This window comes from Leptolyngbya sp. FACHB-541 (assembly GCF_014695875.1).
GTDB lineage: Bacteria > Cyanobacteriota > Cyanobacteriia > Elainellales > Elainellaceae > JAAUTN01.
The window spans coordinates 74,557-92,951 of record NZ_JACJPC010000119.1 but is presented as its reverse complement, the minus strand read 5'-3'; the positions used below and the strand labels follow the sequence as shown (position 1 = coordinate 92,951).

At 48.6% G+C, this 18,395-nt stretch carries 16 protein-coding genes and 2 pseudogenes; 3 read left to right on the top strand and 15 right to left on the bottom strand.

Annotated features, from left to right (window positions below; genetic code table 11):
- Positions 1-67: 67 nt before the first annotated feature.
- Both H6G00_RS26530 and H6G00_RS26525 read left to right on the top strand, forming a co-directional pair.
- Positions 68-715, top strand: a complete 648-nt coding sequence (locus H6G00_RS26530; protein ID WP_190645755.1) for a cysteine hydrolase — start codon at positions 68-70, stop codon at positions 713-715.
- Between the two features lie 123 nt (positions 716-838).
- Entirely contained in the window at positions 839-1,555 is a 717-nt protein-coding gene (locus tag H6G00_RS26525; protein ID WP_190799018.1) for an alpha/beta hydrolase, read from the top strand.
- Between the two features lie 263 nt (positions 1,556-1,818).
- Here H6G00_RS26525 and H6G00_RS26520 read toward each other — a convergent pair.
- Both H6G00_RS26520 and H6G00_RS26515 read right to left on the bottom strand, forming a co-directional pair.
- Positions 1,819-2,004: pseudogene (locus H6G00_RS26520) on the bottom strand (LuxR C-terminal-related transcriptional regulator); the annotation flags it as partial.
- Between the two features lie 567 nt (positions 2,005-2,571).
- Positions 2,572-6,159: an NB-ARC domain-containing protein gene (locus H6G00_RS26515; protein WP_190799017.1), complete on the bottom strand. Its 3,588-nt coding sequence runs from the start codon at positions 6,157-6,159 to the stop codon at positions 2,572-2,574.
- A 391-nt stretch (positions 6,160-6,550) separates the two neighbouring features.
- On the opposite strand from H6G00_RS26515, the gene H6G00_RS26510 reads away from it, so the two are divergent.
- Entirely contained in the window at positions 6,551-9,082 is a 2,532-nt protein-coding gene (locus tag H6G00_RS26510; RefSeq protein ID WP_190799016.1) for a filamentous hemagglutinin N-terminal domain-containing protein, read from the top strand.
- 55 nt (positions 9,083-9,137) lie between these two features.
- Here H6G00_RS26510 and fabG read toward each other — a convergent pair whose 3' ends face one another.
- From fabG to H6G00_RS26450, 13 genes and pseudogenes are all read right to left on the bottom strand, one after another.
- Positions 9,138-9,833, bottom strand: a complete 696-nt coding sequence (gene fabG / locus H6G00_RS26505; RefSeq protein ID WP_190799015.1) for a 3-oxoacyl-ACP reductase FabG — start codon at positions 9,831-9,833, stop codon at positions 9,138-9,140.
- Between the two features lie 198 nt (positions 9,834-10,031).
- Positions 10,032-10,316 carry a hypothetical protein gene (locus tag H6G00_RS26500; protein ID WP_190645761.1) on the bottom strand — a complete coding sequence of 95 codons (285 nt, stop codon included), beginning with the start codon at positions 10,314-10,316 and terminating at the stop codon, positions 10,032-10,034.
- Positions 10,317-10,415: 99 nt separating this feature from the next.
- Positions 10,416-11,237, bottom strand: coding sequence for an alpha/beta hydrolase (locus H6G00_RS26495; RefSeq protein ID WP_190799014.1), 822 nt, complete (start codon positions 11,235-11,237; stop codon positions 10,416-10,418).
- A gap of 29 nt (positions 11,238-11,266) precedes the next feature.
- Positions 11,267-12,016: an SDR family oxidoreductase gene (locus H6G00_RS26490; RefSeq protein WP_190799013.1), complete on the bottom strand. Its 750-nt coding sequence runs from the start codon at positions 12,014-12,016 to the stop codon at positions 11,267-11,269.
- 97 nt (positions 12,017-12,113) lie between these two features.
- Positions 12,114-13,502 carry a mercuric reductase gene (locus tag H6G00_RS26485; RefSeq protein ID WP_190799012.1) on the bottom strand — a complete coding sequence of 463 codons (1,389 nt, stop codon included), beginning with the start codon at positions 13,500-13,502 and terminating at the stop codon, positions 12,114-12,116.
- Positions 13,503-13,584: 82 nt separating this feature from the next.
- On the bottom strand, positions 13,585-13,779 hold the full coding sequence (locus tag H6G00_RS34890) for a hypothetical protein (RefSeq protein ID WP_199318718.1): 195 nt from the start codon (positions 13,777-13,779) through the stop codon (positions 13,585-13,587).
- Positions 13,780-13,805: 26 nt separating this feature from the next.
- Positions 13,806-14,147: a flavodoxin domain-containing protein gene (locus H6G00_RS34885; protein ID WP_199318717.1), complete on the bottom strand. Its 342-nt coding sequence runs from the start codon at positions 14,145-14,147 to the stop codon at positions 13,806-13,808.
- Between the two features lie 64 nt (positions 14,148-14,211).
- Positions 14,212-15,150, bottom strand: coding sequence for an alpha/beta fold hydrolase (locus H6G00_RS26475; protein WP_190799011.1), 939 nt, complete (start codon positions 15,148-15,150; stop codon positions 14,212-14,214).
- Positions 15,151-15,286: 136 nt separating this feature from the next.
- The gene (locus tag H6G00_RS26470) at positions 15,287-16,003 is read right to left on the bottom strand and encodes a dienelactone hydrolase family protein (RefSeq protein ID WP_190799010.1); all 717 of its coding nucleotides are present in this window, start codon (positions 16,001-16,003) and stop codon (positions 15,287-15,289) included.
- Positions 16,004-16,058: 55 nt separating this feature from the next.
- Positions 16,059-16,553, bottom strand: coding sequence for a cupin domain-containing protein (locus H6G00_RS26465; protein WP_190799009.1), 495 nt, complete (start codon positions 16,551-16,553; stop codon positions 16,059-16,061).
- A gap of 84 nt (positions 16,554-16,637) precedes the next feature.
- Positions 16,638-16,733 (bottom strand): annotated as a pseudogene (locus tag H6G00_RS36820) (3-alpha domain-containing protein); the annotation flags it as partial.
- A gap of 182 nt (positions 16,734-16,915) precedes the next feature.
- Entirely contained in the window at positions 16,916-17,710 is a 795-nt protein-coding gene (locus H6G00_RS26455; RefSeq protein ID WP_190799008.1) for an endonuclease/exonuclease/phosphatase family protein, read from the bottom strand.
- Positions 17,710-18,330 carry a hypothetical protein gene (locus tag H6G00_RS26450; protein ID WP_190799007.1) on the bottom strand — a complete coding sequence of 207 codons (621 nt, stop codon included), beginning with the start codon at positions 18,328-18,330 and terminating at the stop codon, positions 17,710-17,712. Before H6G00_RS26450 ends, H6G00_RS26455 begins: the two co-directional genes overlap by 1 nt.
- Positions 18,331-18,395 lie beyond the last annotated feature (65 nt).

The window sequence follows — 18,395 nt, the reverse complement described above, 5'->3', positions numbered from 1 at the left end:
AACGGCGAGGGTTAAGTTCTTGCAGTCAGGAAAAAATTATGAACATTAACAGGCAAGGAGAAAAAACATGAACATCAACAAAAATGACACCGCAGTAGTTGTCATTGATCCACAAAACGATGTCTTAGATGGAGAAGGTGTCTCCTGGGATTTGGTGGGTGATAGTGTAAAGGAAAATCAGACCATCGAAAACATCGAGCGGATCTTCAAAGCTGCTAAGCAGAATGAATTTGAAGTATTTATCTCCCCCCATTATTATTACCCCACGGATTATGGCTGGAAATTTGCCGGAACCGTGGAGCGCATGATGCTGGAATCCAGGGAATTCGATCGCAAGGGTGCGTTGAGCCTTGACGGTTTCTTAGGGTCGGGTGCTGATTGGCTTGATCGCTATAAGCCCTTCATTGAGGATGGCAAAACCATTGTGGTTAGCCCTCACAAAGCCTATGGACCACAGAGCAACGATCTCGTTCTACAACTGCGTAAGCGCAACATCAGTAAAGTCATTCTCCTGGGAATGTTGGCAAATATTTGTGTTGAAGCGCACCTGCGTGACTTGATTGAGCAAGGATTTGAAGTACTTGTCGTCAAGGATGCAACTGCTGCTCCGCGACACCCAGAGCTAGGCGATGGCTATAAGGCAGCACTGATCAACTTTGGATATATCGCCAATCAAGTTCTGTCTACAGACGAGGTTGTAGCAGTAATGGCATAACACCAAACGCAGCTAGCTAGTTATCTCACCAGTTTCAAGTTAATTGTGCGGGCAACAAAGCCCATTTTAAGGATTTCAGTAATTCAATAGGAATAAAGCATTCACCCAGAAGGAGTAACCCTTATGTCTAAAGATAAACCGTCGATCGTTCTTGTTCATGGTGCTTGGGCTGACGCTACATCATGGCAACACATCATTCCGCTTTTACAACAGGCTGGCTATACCGTGACTGCTGTGCAAAATCCTCTTACCTCTCTGCCAGACGACGTTGCCACAACCAAACGCGTGATTGATGCCCAAGAGGGACCCGTCGTAGCGGTCGGTCACTCCTATGGCGGAGCCATAATTACAGGGGCAGCGGATGGCAACCCACAAGTGAAAGCACTGGTTTATATCGCTGGTTGGGCATTGGGTCCGGGCGAAAGTGTTGGTCAGTTAATTGGCAAATTTCCGCCACCGCCGCTTGCCACAGCAATTGTTGCGGATACAGCCGGATTTCTCTACATTGATCGTGAGAAGTTTCACGAAGTCTTTGCCAAAGACGTGTCACCAGTTGAGGCGCGAGTGTTGGCAGTAACGCAAAAACCTCCTGCCAGTCTAGCCTTTGGACAATCATTAGACAGCGCAGCTTGGAAAACAATTCCCTCATGGTATCTGGTGTCCCAGGAAGACCAGGCTATTAACCCTGAGCTTCAGCGATTTATGGCAGACCGAATTGGTGCTAAAACAACTGAAATCAAAGCCAGCCACGTGTCCTATATCTCCCAACCCAGAGAGGTTGCTAACTTGATTATTGAAGCAGCAACCTCTGCTGTGACAGCAAGTGTTTCTGTGCAGTAATCCCTATTTAATCACAGTGATATTTGCCGATTCGCGACAGCGACAGCCCCTGCCTACCCCAGCAATAGTACTGTCATATCAACGATATATGAGTTTCATAGGGGCATGGCAATGCCATGCCCCTACAGAGGGGATTGAGTCCGTAAATCATACCCGCATTTAGCAACGCCCTTTTAATCTTCTACAGTTCTTACCCCGTCCGCTTACAGCGTTTGAAACAAGCGTGAGTGTGTTCTGAAGGGAGAACCCGCAACTTTTATCTCTTAAATTAACCCCTGACGCAAAGCGATCACAGCAGCCTGTACACGATGACCAACTCCAAGTTTATTGAAGATGCTACGTACATGAGTCTTTACAGTGTGCTGGCTCAGATATAGATGGGCTGCAATTTCAAGATTACTTTGACCTTCAACCATGAGTTTCAAAACTTCCAATTCACGAGCTGAAAGTCCGTGAACAGGCGTTGAATAAGTTGATGAGTAATGTTCTACTCTTTGCATGGGAACCTCTTACAAAACTTGATGTTGATCAATGCAACTACCCGCGATCGCCTAGCGCTTTCCCCAGTAATCCAAGCTGATTTTCAGAGGGTGAGGAAGATAGTGGCAGAAAGGAAAAAATTACTCACTACACTGAAGTACTATGAGGTTTCCCCTTTTCTACAATCCTTTGCATAGTCATAATTTAGGGAATAAACCCAAATTTGTCATCAATGCAGAGTCTATATTTGAAGTAACAAAATGATCAATCGTCAGGCAGCCTGTAGCATTGGGGTTACATCAAACTTAAGGTTAGAGCTACATCAAACCTAAGTTCGTATAGTACGAATGATACTGAAATGAGCTGTCTCACCAAGATAGATTAATAGTAAGGTAAAAAAGCTTAAAATTTTGCACCTAATTGTCCTCACAGTGCAGCATTCGTTGAATCAGGCGATCGCCTGCCACGGCAAGCAGTGAACCGATGAAAGTAGAATACATTTCTCTCTTACCCAATCTGAGGACTAACAGATTGGATCAGTATTCGACTGCTCCTAATGCCCTCAATGTGGCTTGTTGCGCGGCGGTCAACCCATGAACACCCCAAATATTCATCCCTTCATAGAGGCGATCGGCTCTCAGCGTTCTGATGCAGTGTCCTGTTTTTACATCCCATAGCTTAATAGTCTCATCATGACTGCCGCTAGCAATCACCTGACCATTGGGGCTAAAGCTGATGGAGTAGACTGCTCCTGTGTGACCCTGTAAGACTTTGAGGCATTCACCGCTTTGCAAATTCCATAAGCGAATCGAAGCGTCCCAACTGCTGCTTGCTAGAGTTTGACCATCCGGGCTGAAGTTAACTGAGCAGACCCAACCGGTGTGTCCCTGAAAGGTCTTAAGACACTCACCACTGTGGCTATTCCATAGCCTGATAGCCGCATCAAAATGCCCAGTGACTAATGTTTGATCATTGGAGCTAAAGCGGGCAGACCAAACTCCACTGGGAGTTTGCAATACCTTGCGGCACTGACCGTTTTGTACATTCCACAGACGCACCGTGCGATCGCTGCCGCCACTCACTAAAGACTGACCATCAGAGCTGAAGCCAACTGTCCAAACCCAAGCCGAATGACCTCGCAACACATTGCGGCACTGACCACTTTGCACATCCCACAACCGCACTGTAGTATCTTGGCTGCTGCTTGCGATCGTCTGACTATCCGGACTGAAATTGACGCAGAGAACCCAGGATGTGTGACCGTGAAATACTCTTAAACACCGCCCCTTTTGCATACTCCACAACCGCACAGTTTGATCTGTGCTGCCGCTGACTAAAGACTGACCATCGGAACTCAAACTGACAGAGTGAATCCAACCTGCATGACCCTGAAATTCCCTCAAACACTCACCTTTTTGCACATTCCACAAACGAATGGAGTGGTCTGTACTGCCACTGATTAAAGACTGACCATTCGGAGTGAAGTGAATGGAGCGGACTCCAGATGAGTTTCCCCGTAAGACTTTGAGGCACTGACCCCGCTGCACGTTCCATAAACGAATCGAGAAATCGTAGCTGCCGCTGGCAAGAGTCTGACCATCCGGGCTGAAGTTGACCGATCGAATTGCCTGGCTATGACCATGCAGCATCTTGAGGCACTGACCGTCTTCCACATTCCATAGACGAATCGAAGAATCAAAGCTACCGCTGGCGATCGTTCGACCATCAGGGCTAAAGCTAATGGATTGGATAACACCTGTGTGACCCTGCAGTACTTTAAAGCATTGACCGTTCTCCACATTCCAAAGGTGAATGGCTGCATCATCGCCACCACCTGCGACCGTTTGACCATCTGCGTTGAAATGGACTGAGCGAATTCCACCCGCTTGTCCCTGCAAGGTCTTGAAACACTCACCGTTCTGCACATTCCAAAGGCGAATGGTTGCATCATTACTGCCGCTGGCAAGAGTCTGACCATCAGGGCTAAAGCTGATCGACCAAACCCGGCCCGTATGTCCTTCTAATGTTTTAAGACATTGCCTGGATGCCACATCCCAGAGGCGAATGGTAGAGTCCTCATCACCACTAGCTAACGTTTGACCATCAGGGCTAAAGCTGATGGAGAATACAGAATTCCTGTGCCCTTCCAGTTCTCTGAGGCATTGACCGGATGCGACATTCCACAAACGAATGGTGAAGTCTTCACCACCACTAGCAAGCATCTCGCCATCGGGGCTAAAGCTGACGGATAAGATCCAACTCTGATGTCCTTGCAGCGTCAACAGTTGCTTTCCGTCTGCCACCTGCCAGAAACTTATTTTTCCATCGACACCACCTGTTGCCAATTGTTTACCATCTGGAGTGAAAGCGACTGAATCAATCCCACTTAAGGTTTGAGTAAACACAGAGGTTGCCAAGTCAGCATTGCAAAAATTGACCCCTGCCAAGTTGACCTGCCGTAAGTCAGCCTGCCACACTGCTAACTCTGAAAAGTCATAGCCACATAAATCACTTTGCAAATGCACCAGCAAGTTGAGCAGGTTTCCCGCGACATAGTGTGACTGGGGTGATTGCTGCTGGTGCTTCAGCATGACTTTCAACTGTTGCTCGATCGCTTGAGAGCTACCAAACTGGATCAGCAGTTGCTCAGCAATTGGCTCTATAATCAGTCGCTTTTGCATCTCTCGAACATAATCTTTTGCTTGTGCTCTGATCAGGGCATGAGTTCGGAGTCGCTGTGGTGTTTGATTAGTAATTTCTTGAGAAACGCACTGAACCAACTGATGGGTGGCATACTCCAGCACGACAGGCTGAAGAAAGAAGTACTCACCTTCCTTTTCAATTAGCGATCGCCGCAATAATAACTGTATTGCATCTAGCAGTCTGCTTCTGGAGATTGTGGGGATAACATCCTGACTTAATTCAGCTAGCGAGACGGGCTCCCGATTAATCGCTAACTCAAAAATCATTTCCTGCTCAATGTCAGAGAGGCGATCGAACTGGCGTTTGAGCAAGTCGCGAATGTCATCAAAAACGGCAAACCCCTGCTGCACACACTTTAATACTTCAACGATTCTGCCATTAAACAATTCTTGAGTTGTGGCTGCCACCAGTCTCAACGCTAAAGGGTTGCCGCCATAGTGTGCTACTAATCGCTCCCACTCATGCTCCGTGCCAGTGAATTCTCCTTTGTGGCGAAACAGTTCTTGTCCAGCTTCTACATCTAGTCCCTTGAGCGACAGCGAAGCGCAAGTGCGACGAGAAGACGTTCGACCTGATTGTCCCTTTCCTTCAAGTGGCACAATTTCTCTAGGCTTCTCGCGGCTGGTGAGCAGAAAGCAACTCTGGTGAACGACTTCTCCAACCTCCTTGAACAGTTGACCGTATCCTTCACAGCCTGCTCGGTACTGTCCCATCTGCCAGGTTGTACTCAAGATAGCTTCGGCATTGTCCAGGATCAGCAAACAGCGACGAGAGCGCAGTCCCTCCATCAGCTTCAGCAGTTTTCCGTCCAGGCTAGCGGGTACAGCGATATCCTTTCCCTGAACTTGCAGCAGAATGGGCAGCACGCTCTCTAACCACTCCTCAAAGGGCGGGGCATTTTGTAGCGATCGCCACACCACAACCTCAAACTCAGCTTCAATTTGCTCCACCAGCTTGGCAGCAAGCGTACTTTTGCCCATCCCACCAATGCCCAGTAGCAGGACAAGTCGGCAATGTTCCTCTAAGATCCACCGCTTGAGACACAGGAGTTCCTCATCACGTCCGCACAATAGAGATGTGTCGATGATGTTACCCCAATCTCGCTGATACTTCTCTGCTTGAACAACAGACTCGATCGCTGCACCAGGTCGAGTATAGTCATCCTTGTTGAGCTTCAGCCCAAAGGCTCGAAAGGCACGCTGCAAAGACTGTTCATCAACGGGGGCTGAGCGTCTAAACACTTTAGAAATTGTGGTTAAAGACAGATCCATGCGTTCACTGAGTTCTTCTTGAGTGAAGCGCTCCCCAGCATTCTCATTCAACTCAGCCTGAGTTTTGGCAGCTTGAAGCCTTTCCCACCCTTGCATGGTCAGGACGGCTCCCCGATAGGATCTAGTCTTTTGCGGTGGTGTCAGAGTCATCTAAAACGCGCATGGAGTTTAAGCAGAATATAAATGCTCAACTTAAAACACTGTTATAAAAACTTTATTAAGATGCAGCAATTTGTATCAGATTCATAAAGGGTGTTTGACAAGTCCTAGAGTGTAATTCAGCAGCATATCCCCAAAGTTAAGGATTAACCTAATTAACTTAACTGGTAAAAGCTGAAGAAATGTTGAAAAATGAGCATTGCTGATTGAATACATGAATTGCGTAGGGGTGTTTCGTGCAACATCTTCACTAAAAGAATCTACATTTGCACCTTATGTCTGTGTTCAGCGATACCGAAGAATGCCGCACAACTACAGCAAACGGAGGTGTGAAAGGGAAAAGTTTTTGCGCTGAACGATCGAACGCTGGAGACAAGACCGGATGAGCAAGTGGTGTCTAAATGTAGGGGTTTTGCTGGGTAGTGCCTTAGGAGTATTGGTTTGTTCTCAACCGATCGCCGCCCAGGTGATCCCAGATAATACGCTGCCTGCGGGGGAGCGATCGCAAATTACAGGCGATGCCAATGCTCAGATTGATGGTGGAGCGAGGCGAGGGGGCAATTTATTCCACAGCTTCAGCCAGTTTTCAATTCCTACTGGCGGGTCTACTTACTTTAACAATGCGGCTGATGTGCAGAACATCTTCAGCCGGGTTACAGGTGACTCAGTCTCGGATATTGATGGCTTGATTCGAGCTAATGGCACGGCAAACCTGTTTTTGCTCAACCCCAATGGCATTCTGTTTGGACCTAATGCATTACTCAATATTGGGGGTTCCTTTATTGCTAGCACTGCCGACAGCATTAACTTTGCCGATCAATTTCAATACAGTGCCACAAATCCTCAAACAGCACCACTGTTGACCGTTAGCGTTCCGGTTGGCTTGCAGATGGGAGCAAATCCAGGACAAATTGAAGTGCAGGGGAATGGATACGATTTATCTGTTTCACCCCCTCTTGCCTCCCCTCGTATTGTCAGAAGCGTTAATCCAGAGGGGTTACGAGTGCCAATTGGGCAGTCCCTCGTCTTAATTGGAGGAGGTATAAACATTAATGGTGGTGTCCTGACAGCGGAGCAAGGACGAGTTGAGTTAGGAAGCGTGCGTACTGGACAAGTCAGTTTTGATGATAGCTTTGCCTTGAGCTACTCAGGAGTGAAAGATTTTGACAATATTCATTTATCTCAACAGGCGTTAGCTGACGCAAGTGGGGGTGGCTCAATTCAGGTGCAAGGGCAGCAAGTCTCGCTAACAGGTGGCTCACTGCTATTTGTTGAGAACCAGGGGACTCAAGTAGGAGGAAGCATCAGCGTGAATGCTGTGCAAGCTCTAGAACTGAGCGGAACCAGTCCAGATGGTGGAATACGAGGTGGACTAGATAGCCAAAGTGTGGGCATTAGAAGTGGGGCAGATATTACAGTTTCAACTCAGCAGTTAACTCTTCGAAATGGGGCACAGATTGCTGCGATTTCCTTCAGTTCTGGTAGATCAGGCGATGTAACTACGCGAGCCTCTGATTCAATACAAGTCATCGGAGTTTCATCTATTAATCCTTCTATAGTTAGCGGCATCGGTAGTAGTGTTTTTAGCTCTGGAGCGGCAGGAGATGTTGCTGTATCAACACGGCAACTAACACTCCTCAATGGAGGAAGCATATCATCACTAACGTATGGAAGTGGTCGTGGCGGAGATGTAAAAGTAAATGCTCTTGACTTCATAAGACTGATTGGACAGAGCAGCCTTTCCGTTCCAGGTAGTATAACTGCTGTTACTCTGGGTATCGGAGATGCAGGTCAAGTCATCGTCAACGCTGGAAGACTAGTAATTCAGAATGGAGGAGCTGTTGCGTCTTCAACCCTAGCAACTGGCCGCGCAGGCAGTCTCACAATCAATGCCAGAGAATCTGTGGAAGTTAGTGGTCGCCCCGTAGGTCCTGGTCTTCCCAGTTATGTGGGTTCGGCTGCCTCTATTGTGCCTGAATCCCAACAGCAAGCTTTCGGACTGCCTGACAGACCTAGTGGAAGTTCGGGCGATCTAACCATTAACACGCCCCGTTTAAGCATCAGTAATGGTGCGATCGTCACTGTCAACAACGAAGGAACTGGAAACGCTGGCACATTGCGGGTGAACGCCAACTCCATCATTTCTCTAGATCGTGGCGGTACGATTACTGCGGCTACTACATCCGGTGAAGGAGGCAATCTTGACCTGAATGTGCAAGATGTCTTGCTGCTACGAAACAACAGTCAAATTACGACCTCAGCGGGTGGCAATGGCAACGGCGGCAACATTCGGCTTGATGCAGGTGCGATCGCTGCTGTTCCCACTGAAAACAGCGACATTAGCGCCGATTCTGTTAACGCTCGTGGTGGCAATATCCTGGTTAATTCTTCTGGCATCTTTGGTATCCAGCCTCGCCCACAAGATACGCCTTTAAGCGACATCACCGCAACTGGTGCAACTTCTGCCTTGAGTGGGGCGATCGATGTCACGACCATAGGCGCAGACCCGACTGCTGGGTTATTGTCCTTGTCTACAGGTTTAGAGGACTCATCTCAGTTAATTGGCCACGGCTGTTTTGCTGACGAGGGCAACTCCTTCATTATCAGCGGTCGCGGAGGCTTGCCTCCCACGCCGGAACAGCAGCTTGACGGGGATGTAAGATGGAGCGATCGGCGGAGACTGGTCGTGACTGGAGGGGGAGGAAACAGGGACACAGAGACGCGGGAACGTGGAGAATCTGTCGCAAATCCTCGCGTCTTCGCGCCTCTTTCTCCTTCCCTCACCGCTGCCTCAGTTACCGAAGCTACTGAATGGCAGGTCAGTTCTATTGGAGAGATCATTCTGGTTGCTAACCCACCTAGCCCTGTCAGGCAGAATTCACTGAGTTATCTGACCGTCTGCCCGGAGAACTAAGGAACGGCAACAACATCGTTTCTGATTCATCGCGCATGTCTAATCTCTGCCCTCACTAGGCACTGCCATAAACTGGAATTGCTGCCCCTCGGACATCTTGCGCTGCTTCAGATGCCAGAAAGCAAATGACTTGAGCTAACGATTCGGGCTTAACCCATGTGTGCGCATTTTCAGCTCCCATCGCAGCTCGGTTGGTCGGTGTATCGATGATGCTGGGTAGAACAACGTTGGCAGTAACGTTTGTGCCTTTCGTTTCATCTGCGATCGCCTTAGTCAGAGCAACCACCCCTGCTTTTGAGGCACCGTAGGCGGCAAGTTGTCCGCTGGGTTCTACTGCACCTCTTGATCCGACTGTTACGATCCGTCCATAGTTCTGTTCCAGCATCCGTCGGAGGCTGTGCTTGCAGACTAAGAAGGTTGAGTTGAGGTTTAAATTAAAGTCTCGTTGCCAGTCGGCAAATGGATACTCATGAGTTTTGCCCATTGCAAAGCCACCAACGAGATGAATTAAGATATCCACTTTGGGCATGTTGTTCACCAAGCGTTCTACGGACTGCTCATCTTGAAGATCGGCAGAGACACCAGTGATGCGAGTTATGTCATCAGCAGGCAACGCTGCTTTTAGGCGATCGAGATCTTGAACCCGACGGTATGGAATGGTTAGGTTAGCCCCTTGTGCTAACACAACCGGTGTTACACCCAAACCAAGTCCACCTGTTGCGCCTGTTAACAAAACATGTTTCCCTTTCATGTAATATCACCTTATATTGATTTATTCGTAGATCAGTTGCAGTAATGCCTTCTAACGCTAATCTGTAGGCGATTCTTTCAATGATTAAGCATTTGAGTCGTTGGGTGAGCGCAACGCTCGTGTAGCGTAGGTTCAGTAAAAGGGAGGTGGAGCTTTACCTCCCTCTATCTCATGCAGATGGAGAATGCCGTAACATCCTTATTTGATTTCAGCCGGATCAAATTCTGTGACTCGCCCAAGCCGTGCTGCTAAAAACACATCATAGGTTGCACAATAGGCGATCGTGACGTCGTTGGCTTGGTTGTAGAGATGGACAACCGTACCTGCTCCTCCCGGTTGAAGTGCGATCGGTCTTAAATCTCCAAAGAAAAGACGACGAATTGTATCACCGCTGCCCAATTCATCTCTCAGCTTTCGCAGTAGAGCCAATTTCTTCTCAAGATCTTGAGGGGTTGGATCGGCTGGATTTGTGGCTTGGCTCATGATCAAAGTTCTCCAATGATGTTTACAACGTACATAACTACCGCTCGATATCGGCAGGCTCATTCACTGATTGCAGAATTAAGCTGCATTCAGACTTCTTTACTGCGCGATCGCAGCATGTTCGATGATCTCAGCAACGGCATCTGGATGGGAAATCATCACGACATGTGACGCGCCATCTACAGCGACCGTCTCCCTTGAGTTAGCACGCTCCGCCATGAAAGATAGTGCCGCTGCGGGAATATTTAAGTCGCGATCGCCATAGATGAACCAGGACGGGATAGACTTCCATGCAGGCTCACCAGAAGGTTCGTTCAGTGCGGCTTCCGTGATCGGACGCTGAGTGCTAGCCATCAGTTGCGCCTCATCGGCGGGCACGTCGGCGGCAAACTGTGCGTGGAACTTGTCCTGTTGAATGTAGAGGTCTTTACCGCCATCGGGCAGTACAATGGGCGGTGCGAGTGTCGGTCCGAGTGTGCTTCCCGGATAACGTCCTGAGAGTTCGATGGCAGTCTCGCCGGTATCAGGAGCAAAGCCAGCAACGTAGACCAGTGCTTTCACGTTGCTGTTATCGTTGACCGCATTGGTGATCACTGCGCCTCCATAGGAGTGCCCAACCAGTACAATGGGACCTTCGATACTCTGAAGGACGCTAGCGACATAATCTGCGTCACTCCTGACTCCGCGCAGGGGATTGGCGACCGCAACTGTCGGATAACCTTTCGGAATCAGCTCGGACAATACACTATTCCAACCGGAAGAATCAGCGAACGCACCATGAACGAGGACGATAGTGGGCTTACTATCTTGTGCGCTTGCAGGATTCATATTGGCTCCTAGAGAAGTGATCACAATAGTTCCTACAAAGAGTGTGACGATTAGAAGTAGACGGATGCTGTGCTTGAGGGTGAGCCTATTCATGTTGTAATCTCCCTTTCTGTTAAGACGCTTTAAATCTGTGCCATACCACCATCAACAAATAGCTCAATGCCGTTCACAAAACTGCTGTCGTCTGAGGCGAGAAAAACAACAGCCTTGGCAATCTCATCGGGTGTGCCGACTCGACCTAAGGGAATGTTGACGGCTTGGCTATCCACGAATTCCTTTACCTGTTCATTACTTAGCCCCAAGTGATTGTAACCAGGAGTCGGAACCACACCAGGACTGATAGCATTAACCCGAATCTTGCGATCTTTGAGGTCGAGTGTCCAATTGCGGGCAAACGATCGCACGGCGGCTTTGGTAGCGCTATAAACACTGAAGGCTGGAGTGCCCACAATAGAAGCAGTCGAGGCATTCAGAATGATAGAAGCACCTTCTGGCAGCAGCGGCAATGCCTTCTGCACGGTAAACAGCAAACCTTTGACGTTCGTGTTAAACGTTTTGTCAAAGTGTTCTTCGGTGATTGAGCCGAGTGGGGCGAGTTCTCCACCGCCAGCATTCGCGAAGATCACATCGAGGTGTCCTTGCTCCTGCTTGATTGTGGCGAACAGGCGATCGAGGTCTGCCAGATTGGAAGCATCGCTCTGAACACCCGTGACGTTTTCACCAATCTCTTTAACGGCAGCATCGAGTTCAGTTTGGCGACGACCTGTGATGAAGACATAAGCACCTTCAGCGACAAAACGCTTGGCAGTGGCAAGACCAATGCCACTCGTACCACCCGTAACAAGAGCGACTTTTTCTTCTAGTTTTTTCATGGTGAATCCTAAAGTTGTTGAGTTTGAAAGAACCGTCTGCACGGGTCACGAAAACATGAGAACGTACCCTTGTGAAGTGCCTGCAATGGCTGCCTTCTTACACCTTTGAAAACAGGATATTTAACCCCTCAGTCATTGTGGGATGAGTCAAAATTCCATCGCGCAGAACGGTATAGGGCATCTGCGCTTGCATCACCATTTGCACGGTCGAAATCACTTCACCCGCTGCATGACAAAACAGGGTGCAACCGAGAATCCGACCTGTTTCAGTATCCACGATCGCCTTCATCAGTCCAGTGGTTTGACCCTCTGTTACCGCTCGCATAATGTTTGAGGCATCCAACTTCGCCACTCGGATGGCATACCCTTGTTGTCGTGCTTGGGTTTCGGTCAGACCTACCTGAGCCAGTTCTGGCTCGATGAATAGGCTAGAGGGAACCACCCGATCGCTCGTGCTGCGGTTGCTGCCATCAATTAGATTGGCTTTGACAATCCGATAATCGTCCAGCGCCACATGGGTATATTGCGGTCCCCCATTGACATCGCCTAACGCCCAGATATTCGGTACGTTTGTCTCCAGGCGATCGTTAACTGGAATGAATCCGCGTGCATCGGTTGCCACACCCGCAGCAGCCAGGTTTAAGCTATCAGTGGTGGGCGCACGACCGACAGCAATGAGCAGATGTGACCCTTCTAGACTTACCTGGCGATCGCCAACTTGAATCTGAAGTTGAGTAGCATTGCCAGTGCGATCGACTTTCAACACCTTCGCCTTCAACAAGAAGTCAATGCCGTCTCGCTCTAACAGCGTTTGCACGGCGATCGCAATATCTGGATCGTGCTGCGACAGGATTTGCCCACTTTGCCCAATCACAGTGACGCGAGAGCCAAAACGCCGAAACATCTGGGCAAACTCCAACCCAATGTAGCCACTTCCCAGCACGATCAGATGCTCCGGCAACTGTTCTAGCTCCATGATCGATTCGCTGGTCAAAAACCCAGCTTCTTTGAGTCCCAGCACCGATGGAATCAGCGGTCGCGTACCTGTATTGATAAACAACCGTTCTGCGGTGAGTAAGCGAGTTGTTCCCTCATCGGTTGCCACTTCAATTGTTTTAGGTGCCACAAAGCGAGCCGTGCCAATAATCAGATTGTCTCCCAATGCAGTGTTCAATATGTTGAGATTGATAGGTCGCAAAGACTGCACGACCGATCGCTTGCGCTGAATCACTGCCGCCATATCAACTGTGGGCGGTGCCGTGTGAATGCCATAGGCTGCACTGTTTCGCACCGTATTTGCTGTCGCTGCACTTGCCACCATCGTTTTGCTGGGAATGCAGGCAATATTAGGACACGAGCCCCCAATCATGGTTAAGCTGCGTTCCACCAGAGCGGTTTTGCGTCCGTCTGCGACGAGTGCGGGTGCCAATGTTTTACCTGCTTTGCCACCACCAATGATGATGTCATCGTAGTGTTGTGTATCCATTTATATTTCCTTTGAGTGGGAGGAATGTCTTTAACTAGTTTTGGCAGGCGATCGCATGGGGCAGTGGCGCAAGTCCTGTTTTTTACTTGGCAAACAATTCTTTGCCTGCTAACGCAGCAGCTACTCGTGCTACATTCGCGCCATGATACTTAGCAGCTTCCAGTCTTTGTTCCGTAACGCCTGTCTGCTCCATGTGTTCTCCCATTGAGCGCCCATAGGGACCCCATTGCAGACCACCAAAAGGATATCCAGGTGTGTTTTTGGGTAAAGGCACCATCACCATTCTCAGTTCGGCAAAGTTGTTTAACAGCGCAGCATGGTTAGCTCAGCGCCACCCCCTGTATTGCCGAAACCGCCACCGGTCGCAAAGACAGCACCTACCTTCCCAATCAGGCTATCCTTAATCCAAAGAGGACCACAAACCTGATCGATAAATTTTTTCACGCGCCAATCTGGGCTTCCCATGTGTACAGGAGAACCCACAATGACAGCATCACTGGCGATTACATCATCTCCAGTCACATCCTCCGCAAACTTTACCTCCACTTCAGTCCCTGGAACTGATGTCACACCAGAAGCGACTGCTTCTGCCATCTTCTGGGTATTACCGTAATCGGTTGCGTAGACAATTAAAACTTTCGTCATCTTTTCCCTCACACTTGTTAAAGTTGATAGCTACGATGCAGTCCATAAGCGATCGCATAAATCGTTAGGCAGCAGCAACTTCCAAAACAGAAGCTTCAACCTGTTTCAGATATTTCTCAAACCATTTCACGGCAGTTGTGCTGGCAATCTCGAAGCCCTGCCCCCGAAAACCGTCGAAGTGTCCACCCTTCAAGATTGTGAAAGACTTTGGCTCCATTGCACGCGCATAGACAGCGGCGGTTAAATCAGGAGATGCTAGAAAATCCTTCTCGCCTGCAATTAAACATAGCGGAGTAGGAAAGATCGCCTCAAGGTGAGGAACAGGTTCGTAATAGAGACAGTGTTCGATCGATTCAAAGGTGATGCGATTCTCCCATCGTCCTTCGCTGGCAATTTTAGCGGATTCAACCCAGGTGAATGCATCGGGTGTCGGCAGGAAGCTCGGTTGTCCCGGTGGAGCAACCAGGGGAAAGTAACTCACTTCCCCGGTTTGATACCGTTTGACTCGGTCTTGTGAAAGCAACGTTGTCAGTCCATCGAGTTCAAGGGGTGAAGTCAGGCGACGGGAGTTGAGAAATGCATTCACCGTAGGCATCTGTGCCACAACAGCTTTGACGCGCCGATCGAATGCCGCCAGATGCAGCACATGACCACCACTGTAGGAGAAGCCCCAAACACCGATGCGTTCAGGGTCAACTTCCTTTTGGAGTTGGGTCCAGGTGATAGCATTGCGATAATCCTCGTGCTGCTCGGCAGGCAGCATTTGTCCACGAGGCTCTCCCTCACTGGCACCCATGTAGCGGTAATCGAACAGCGTGACGGCAAACCCAGCTTGAGCAAAGCGCTCAGCAAATTGGGGCAAACCCATTTCTTTAGTCAAGCCAATGCCATGCGCCATAACAATCGCAGGACAACGCTGACCAGATGCGGCTTTATCTGGAGTGTAAAAGGTGACGGAACACTTTAACCCTTTACTGTCAAAACTGGTGGTTCTTTTTGGCATCACTACTTACCTTCTTATTTCTGGAATACGCCCAATCATTGTGCTGATTGGACAGGAATGGGTTGCAGCCGTGATATGAGCAATCGATGGATGTAGTTTGCGATCGCGAAGCGCAGATTGCATCACTAATAGGCTCTTACACCTTGGACCCACTGCCTAAATGCTGTTTCAAAAACGCCAACGTGCGATCGCCCGCTAATTCTGCGGCTTCTTTGCGGTAAGCAGAACTATTGATGCGACTAAACCCGTGGCTCACGCCTTCATAGCGGTAGATTGTGACTAGAGGATTGTCTTTCAGCCCTTGCTGAATAGTGGTTTGAGCGCTTGGTGACACATATTCATCATTTGCAGCCATGTGCAAGATCAACGGTTTCTGAATCTTTGTCGCCTCTGCTAAATTTTGGTCAATCTCAACACCGTAGTAACTGACATTGGCATCGGCATCGCTACGAGTTGCCATAAAATATGCCAGTTTGCCGCCCAAACAAAAGCCTACACTGCCGACCTTACCGGTGCTGCTAGGATACTGCCTTAGAAAAGACAGACTTGCCTTCAGATCTTCTACACCATTATCTATATCCAATGCTTTGAGTAACTCAAAAGCTTGAGCCCAATGATCCTGCTTCTCAGGATCGAGTTCTATACCAGGTTTTAGCCGCCAATACAGATCTGGCACGAGCACCAAATAGCCTTCTCTAGCATAAGCATCAGCAGTCTGCCGCATATTATCATTGACCCCAAGAATTTCTTGAATCAGCACAATTCCCGCACATGGCTGAGTATCGGGTATTGCTAGATAAGCGCTAAAACTGCCTCCAGAAAAGGCTGGAATGGTTACATTTTGAGTTGTCATTATGTCTTTTACAGAGATATATACTTATTTCATCAAACTGTTTTCGAGCCAGTGACTAAGCTTGCTCAGGAGGTGGGGGAATAATCTCGATGCCATACTTAGGCGCAGTAGTGAGGATTTTATCTAAGTCTTCAGGGCTCAATGGTGAGGCAGATGTAACTTGACCATTCACTGCCTTTCCAACTTCGGCAATAAATTTCTCAAATCCTGCGGGTGTCACCCAAACCAGCATTTTGACAGGTACAGCGGTAGTGTTGGTAAATCGATGAAGCTGACCTTTGGGCGAATGAAGGAAGGTTCCTGCTGTTGCAACAAGGGTGCGATCGTCAAGCTGAAATTCAATCTCTCCCTCTTGCACATAGAACGATTCATTTTCCCGGTTGTGCCGATGGGGAGGAGTACCCCCTTGAGGTGCAACAACAACCTCACAAAGCGCATAAGCTTCACCTGTATCTTCACCAACTGCCTTGAAAATATAGAGGTCTTGACCAAACCAGTACGAATGCCCTTGACCTTGTTCAACTAAAAGTCCATCTCGGTTGATTGTCATTGTTGGCTCCAAGGAAACAAGTTGTTGATTCGTAAGTTAGTGTTAGTGATGGTGTACAGGAATGTTGCAATCTCGATCGCACACTCAATTTAGAGAACACCCCGCTACCGTTGGAATATAGTCACGCCAACTTTTAGGTAAGGCTTCAAGTTGAGCAGCGCGGTGAAGTAACTCTGGGTTGTCTTCTTCACTACGACCTCAATTTAGGGGACTAAGTCAAATTTGTAGTCCATTCAGGGTCTATAGTTTAGGCAACATATTGATCAATAGTCAGCTAATCTGAGGTATTAGTTTGGATCAAACTTAAGTTCAGGTTGGATCAACCTTTTCCTCAATCGGTCAACGCTGGTTCATGCGTTGAACTAATGAAGGATTTCCAAATCAGCCATGATACCGAAATGGTCAGAAGGATAAAGAGTACGACTGTTAGAAGCGGGTTGATCCAAAATTAGTTGGCAATTCTTCACCCGCAGATGATGACTGACAAAGATGTAATCCAAGGTGCCTCGCCAAGGACGAAGTGTGCGATTGAAGCGCAAATTACGAAAAGCATGCCACAGCACTTTCTGCCAATTGCGTCGCACCAGGGGAGTGGGGCAGGTATAGACTGGCTCCTGACCATGGTGTGCGGCATAAGCAGACGTGAACTGTTGCCGCATAAGGGCGATCGCTGAGGTTTCTGGGGTTCCGTTAAAGTCTCCGACTGCAACAACAGGTAGTTCTGGTGGAAGCTGTCCTAACCAATCTAAAACCTGCTGCACTTGGATATCCCGACCCGGATGGGAGCCGGGGTACCAGTAATAATGTCCATTGCAGAGGACAAACGGTTGCCCATCCACCACAACCTGAATATACTGGGCAACACGATTCTGCCCTTCTAACACGAGCATTTCCTGTTGGACGAATGGATGACGGCTAAGAATTGCGATTCCTTCAAACAGAGAATTCTCTTCATTGTTGGCTTTAGAAACGAAATACACGTAGGGCATATCCAGTTCTTCTGCAAGCCAGGCTCCTGTATCTTCCGGTAATGTGACGACCTCCTGCAAAGCAATTAAATCAGCATTCTGTGCAGCCAGTCCTTTGACCAGTAGGTCCCGTCGCTGTGTCCATTCTTCTAGGTCAAATAAGATGTTGATTGTTGCAACTTTAACCATCAACGAATATTGAGCTTGTTACTTGATACATTATCAGTTTGAGGCGTGTACACAGTTCTCCATGCTTCGACTGTTTCCTGCCCAATTTCGCTGTCGATTGTTTCCCCGCTTTCCGTCACCAGTCGAATGCTGACATTGCCCTGCGGCGCGGTTTGTAATGCTTGAGCTAACTCACTACTAACTGGAAAGGTGCTGTTTTGTCCTGAAACTTGAAACACCTGATCATTAATTCTGATAGACAGTTCAGTGATATTCCGGGCGTTGTTAAACTCTGAACAGTCTAAGTCAGACGAGAGACCATAGTGGAAGGGTTGGTTCAAACAATCGCGATCGCGAGTCACCAACAGAAATCGCACCGACTCTGGACTCCAAAGGCTCTGCACCTCAATTCGGGTAGTCGTGTTGAGAAACCTGCCGTAGAAATAGTTGCGGTCAAACACGCCAATAAAGTTACCCTCAAAGGGATCATTAATCTGAACAGGCTCAGACCAGGGTAAACTCCTGCTAGTTCCTAGTGCCGCTGAGTCAACGCTACGAAGATCAGTGGCAGCCTCTACAGATATAGCGCTGGTTGCCAAAATGCCCAGGATTCCCAAGCAAATCATTACCCGCCTAACCATAACTTCCTCGGATTGACGCAACCTCTTTTCGACGATAACACAAGGGCTTGAAGACGGTTGATGAC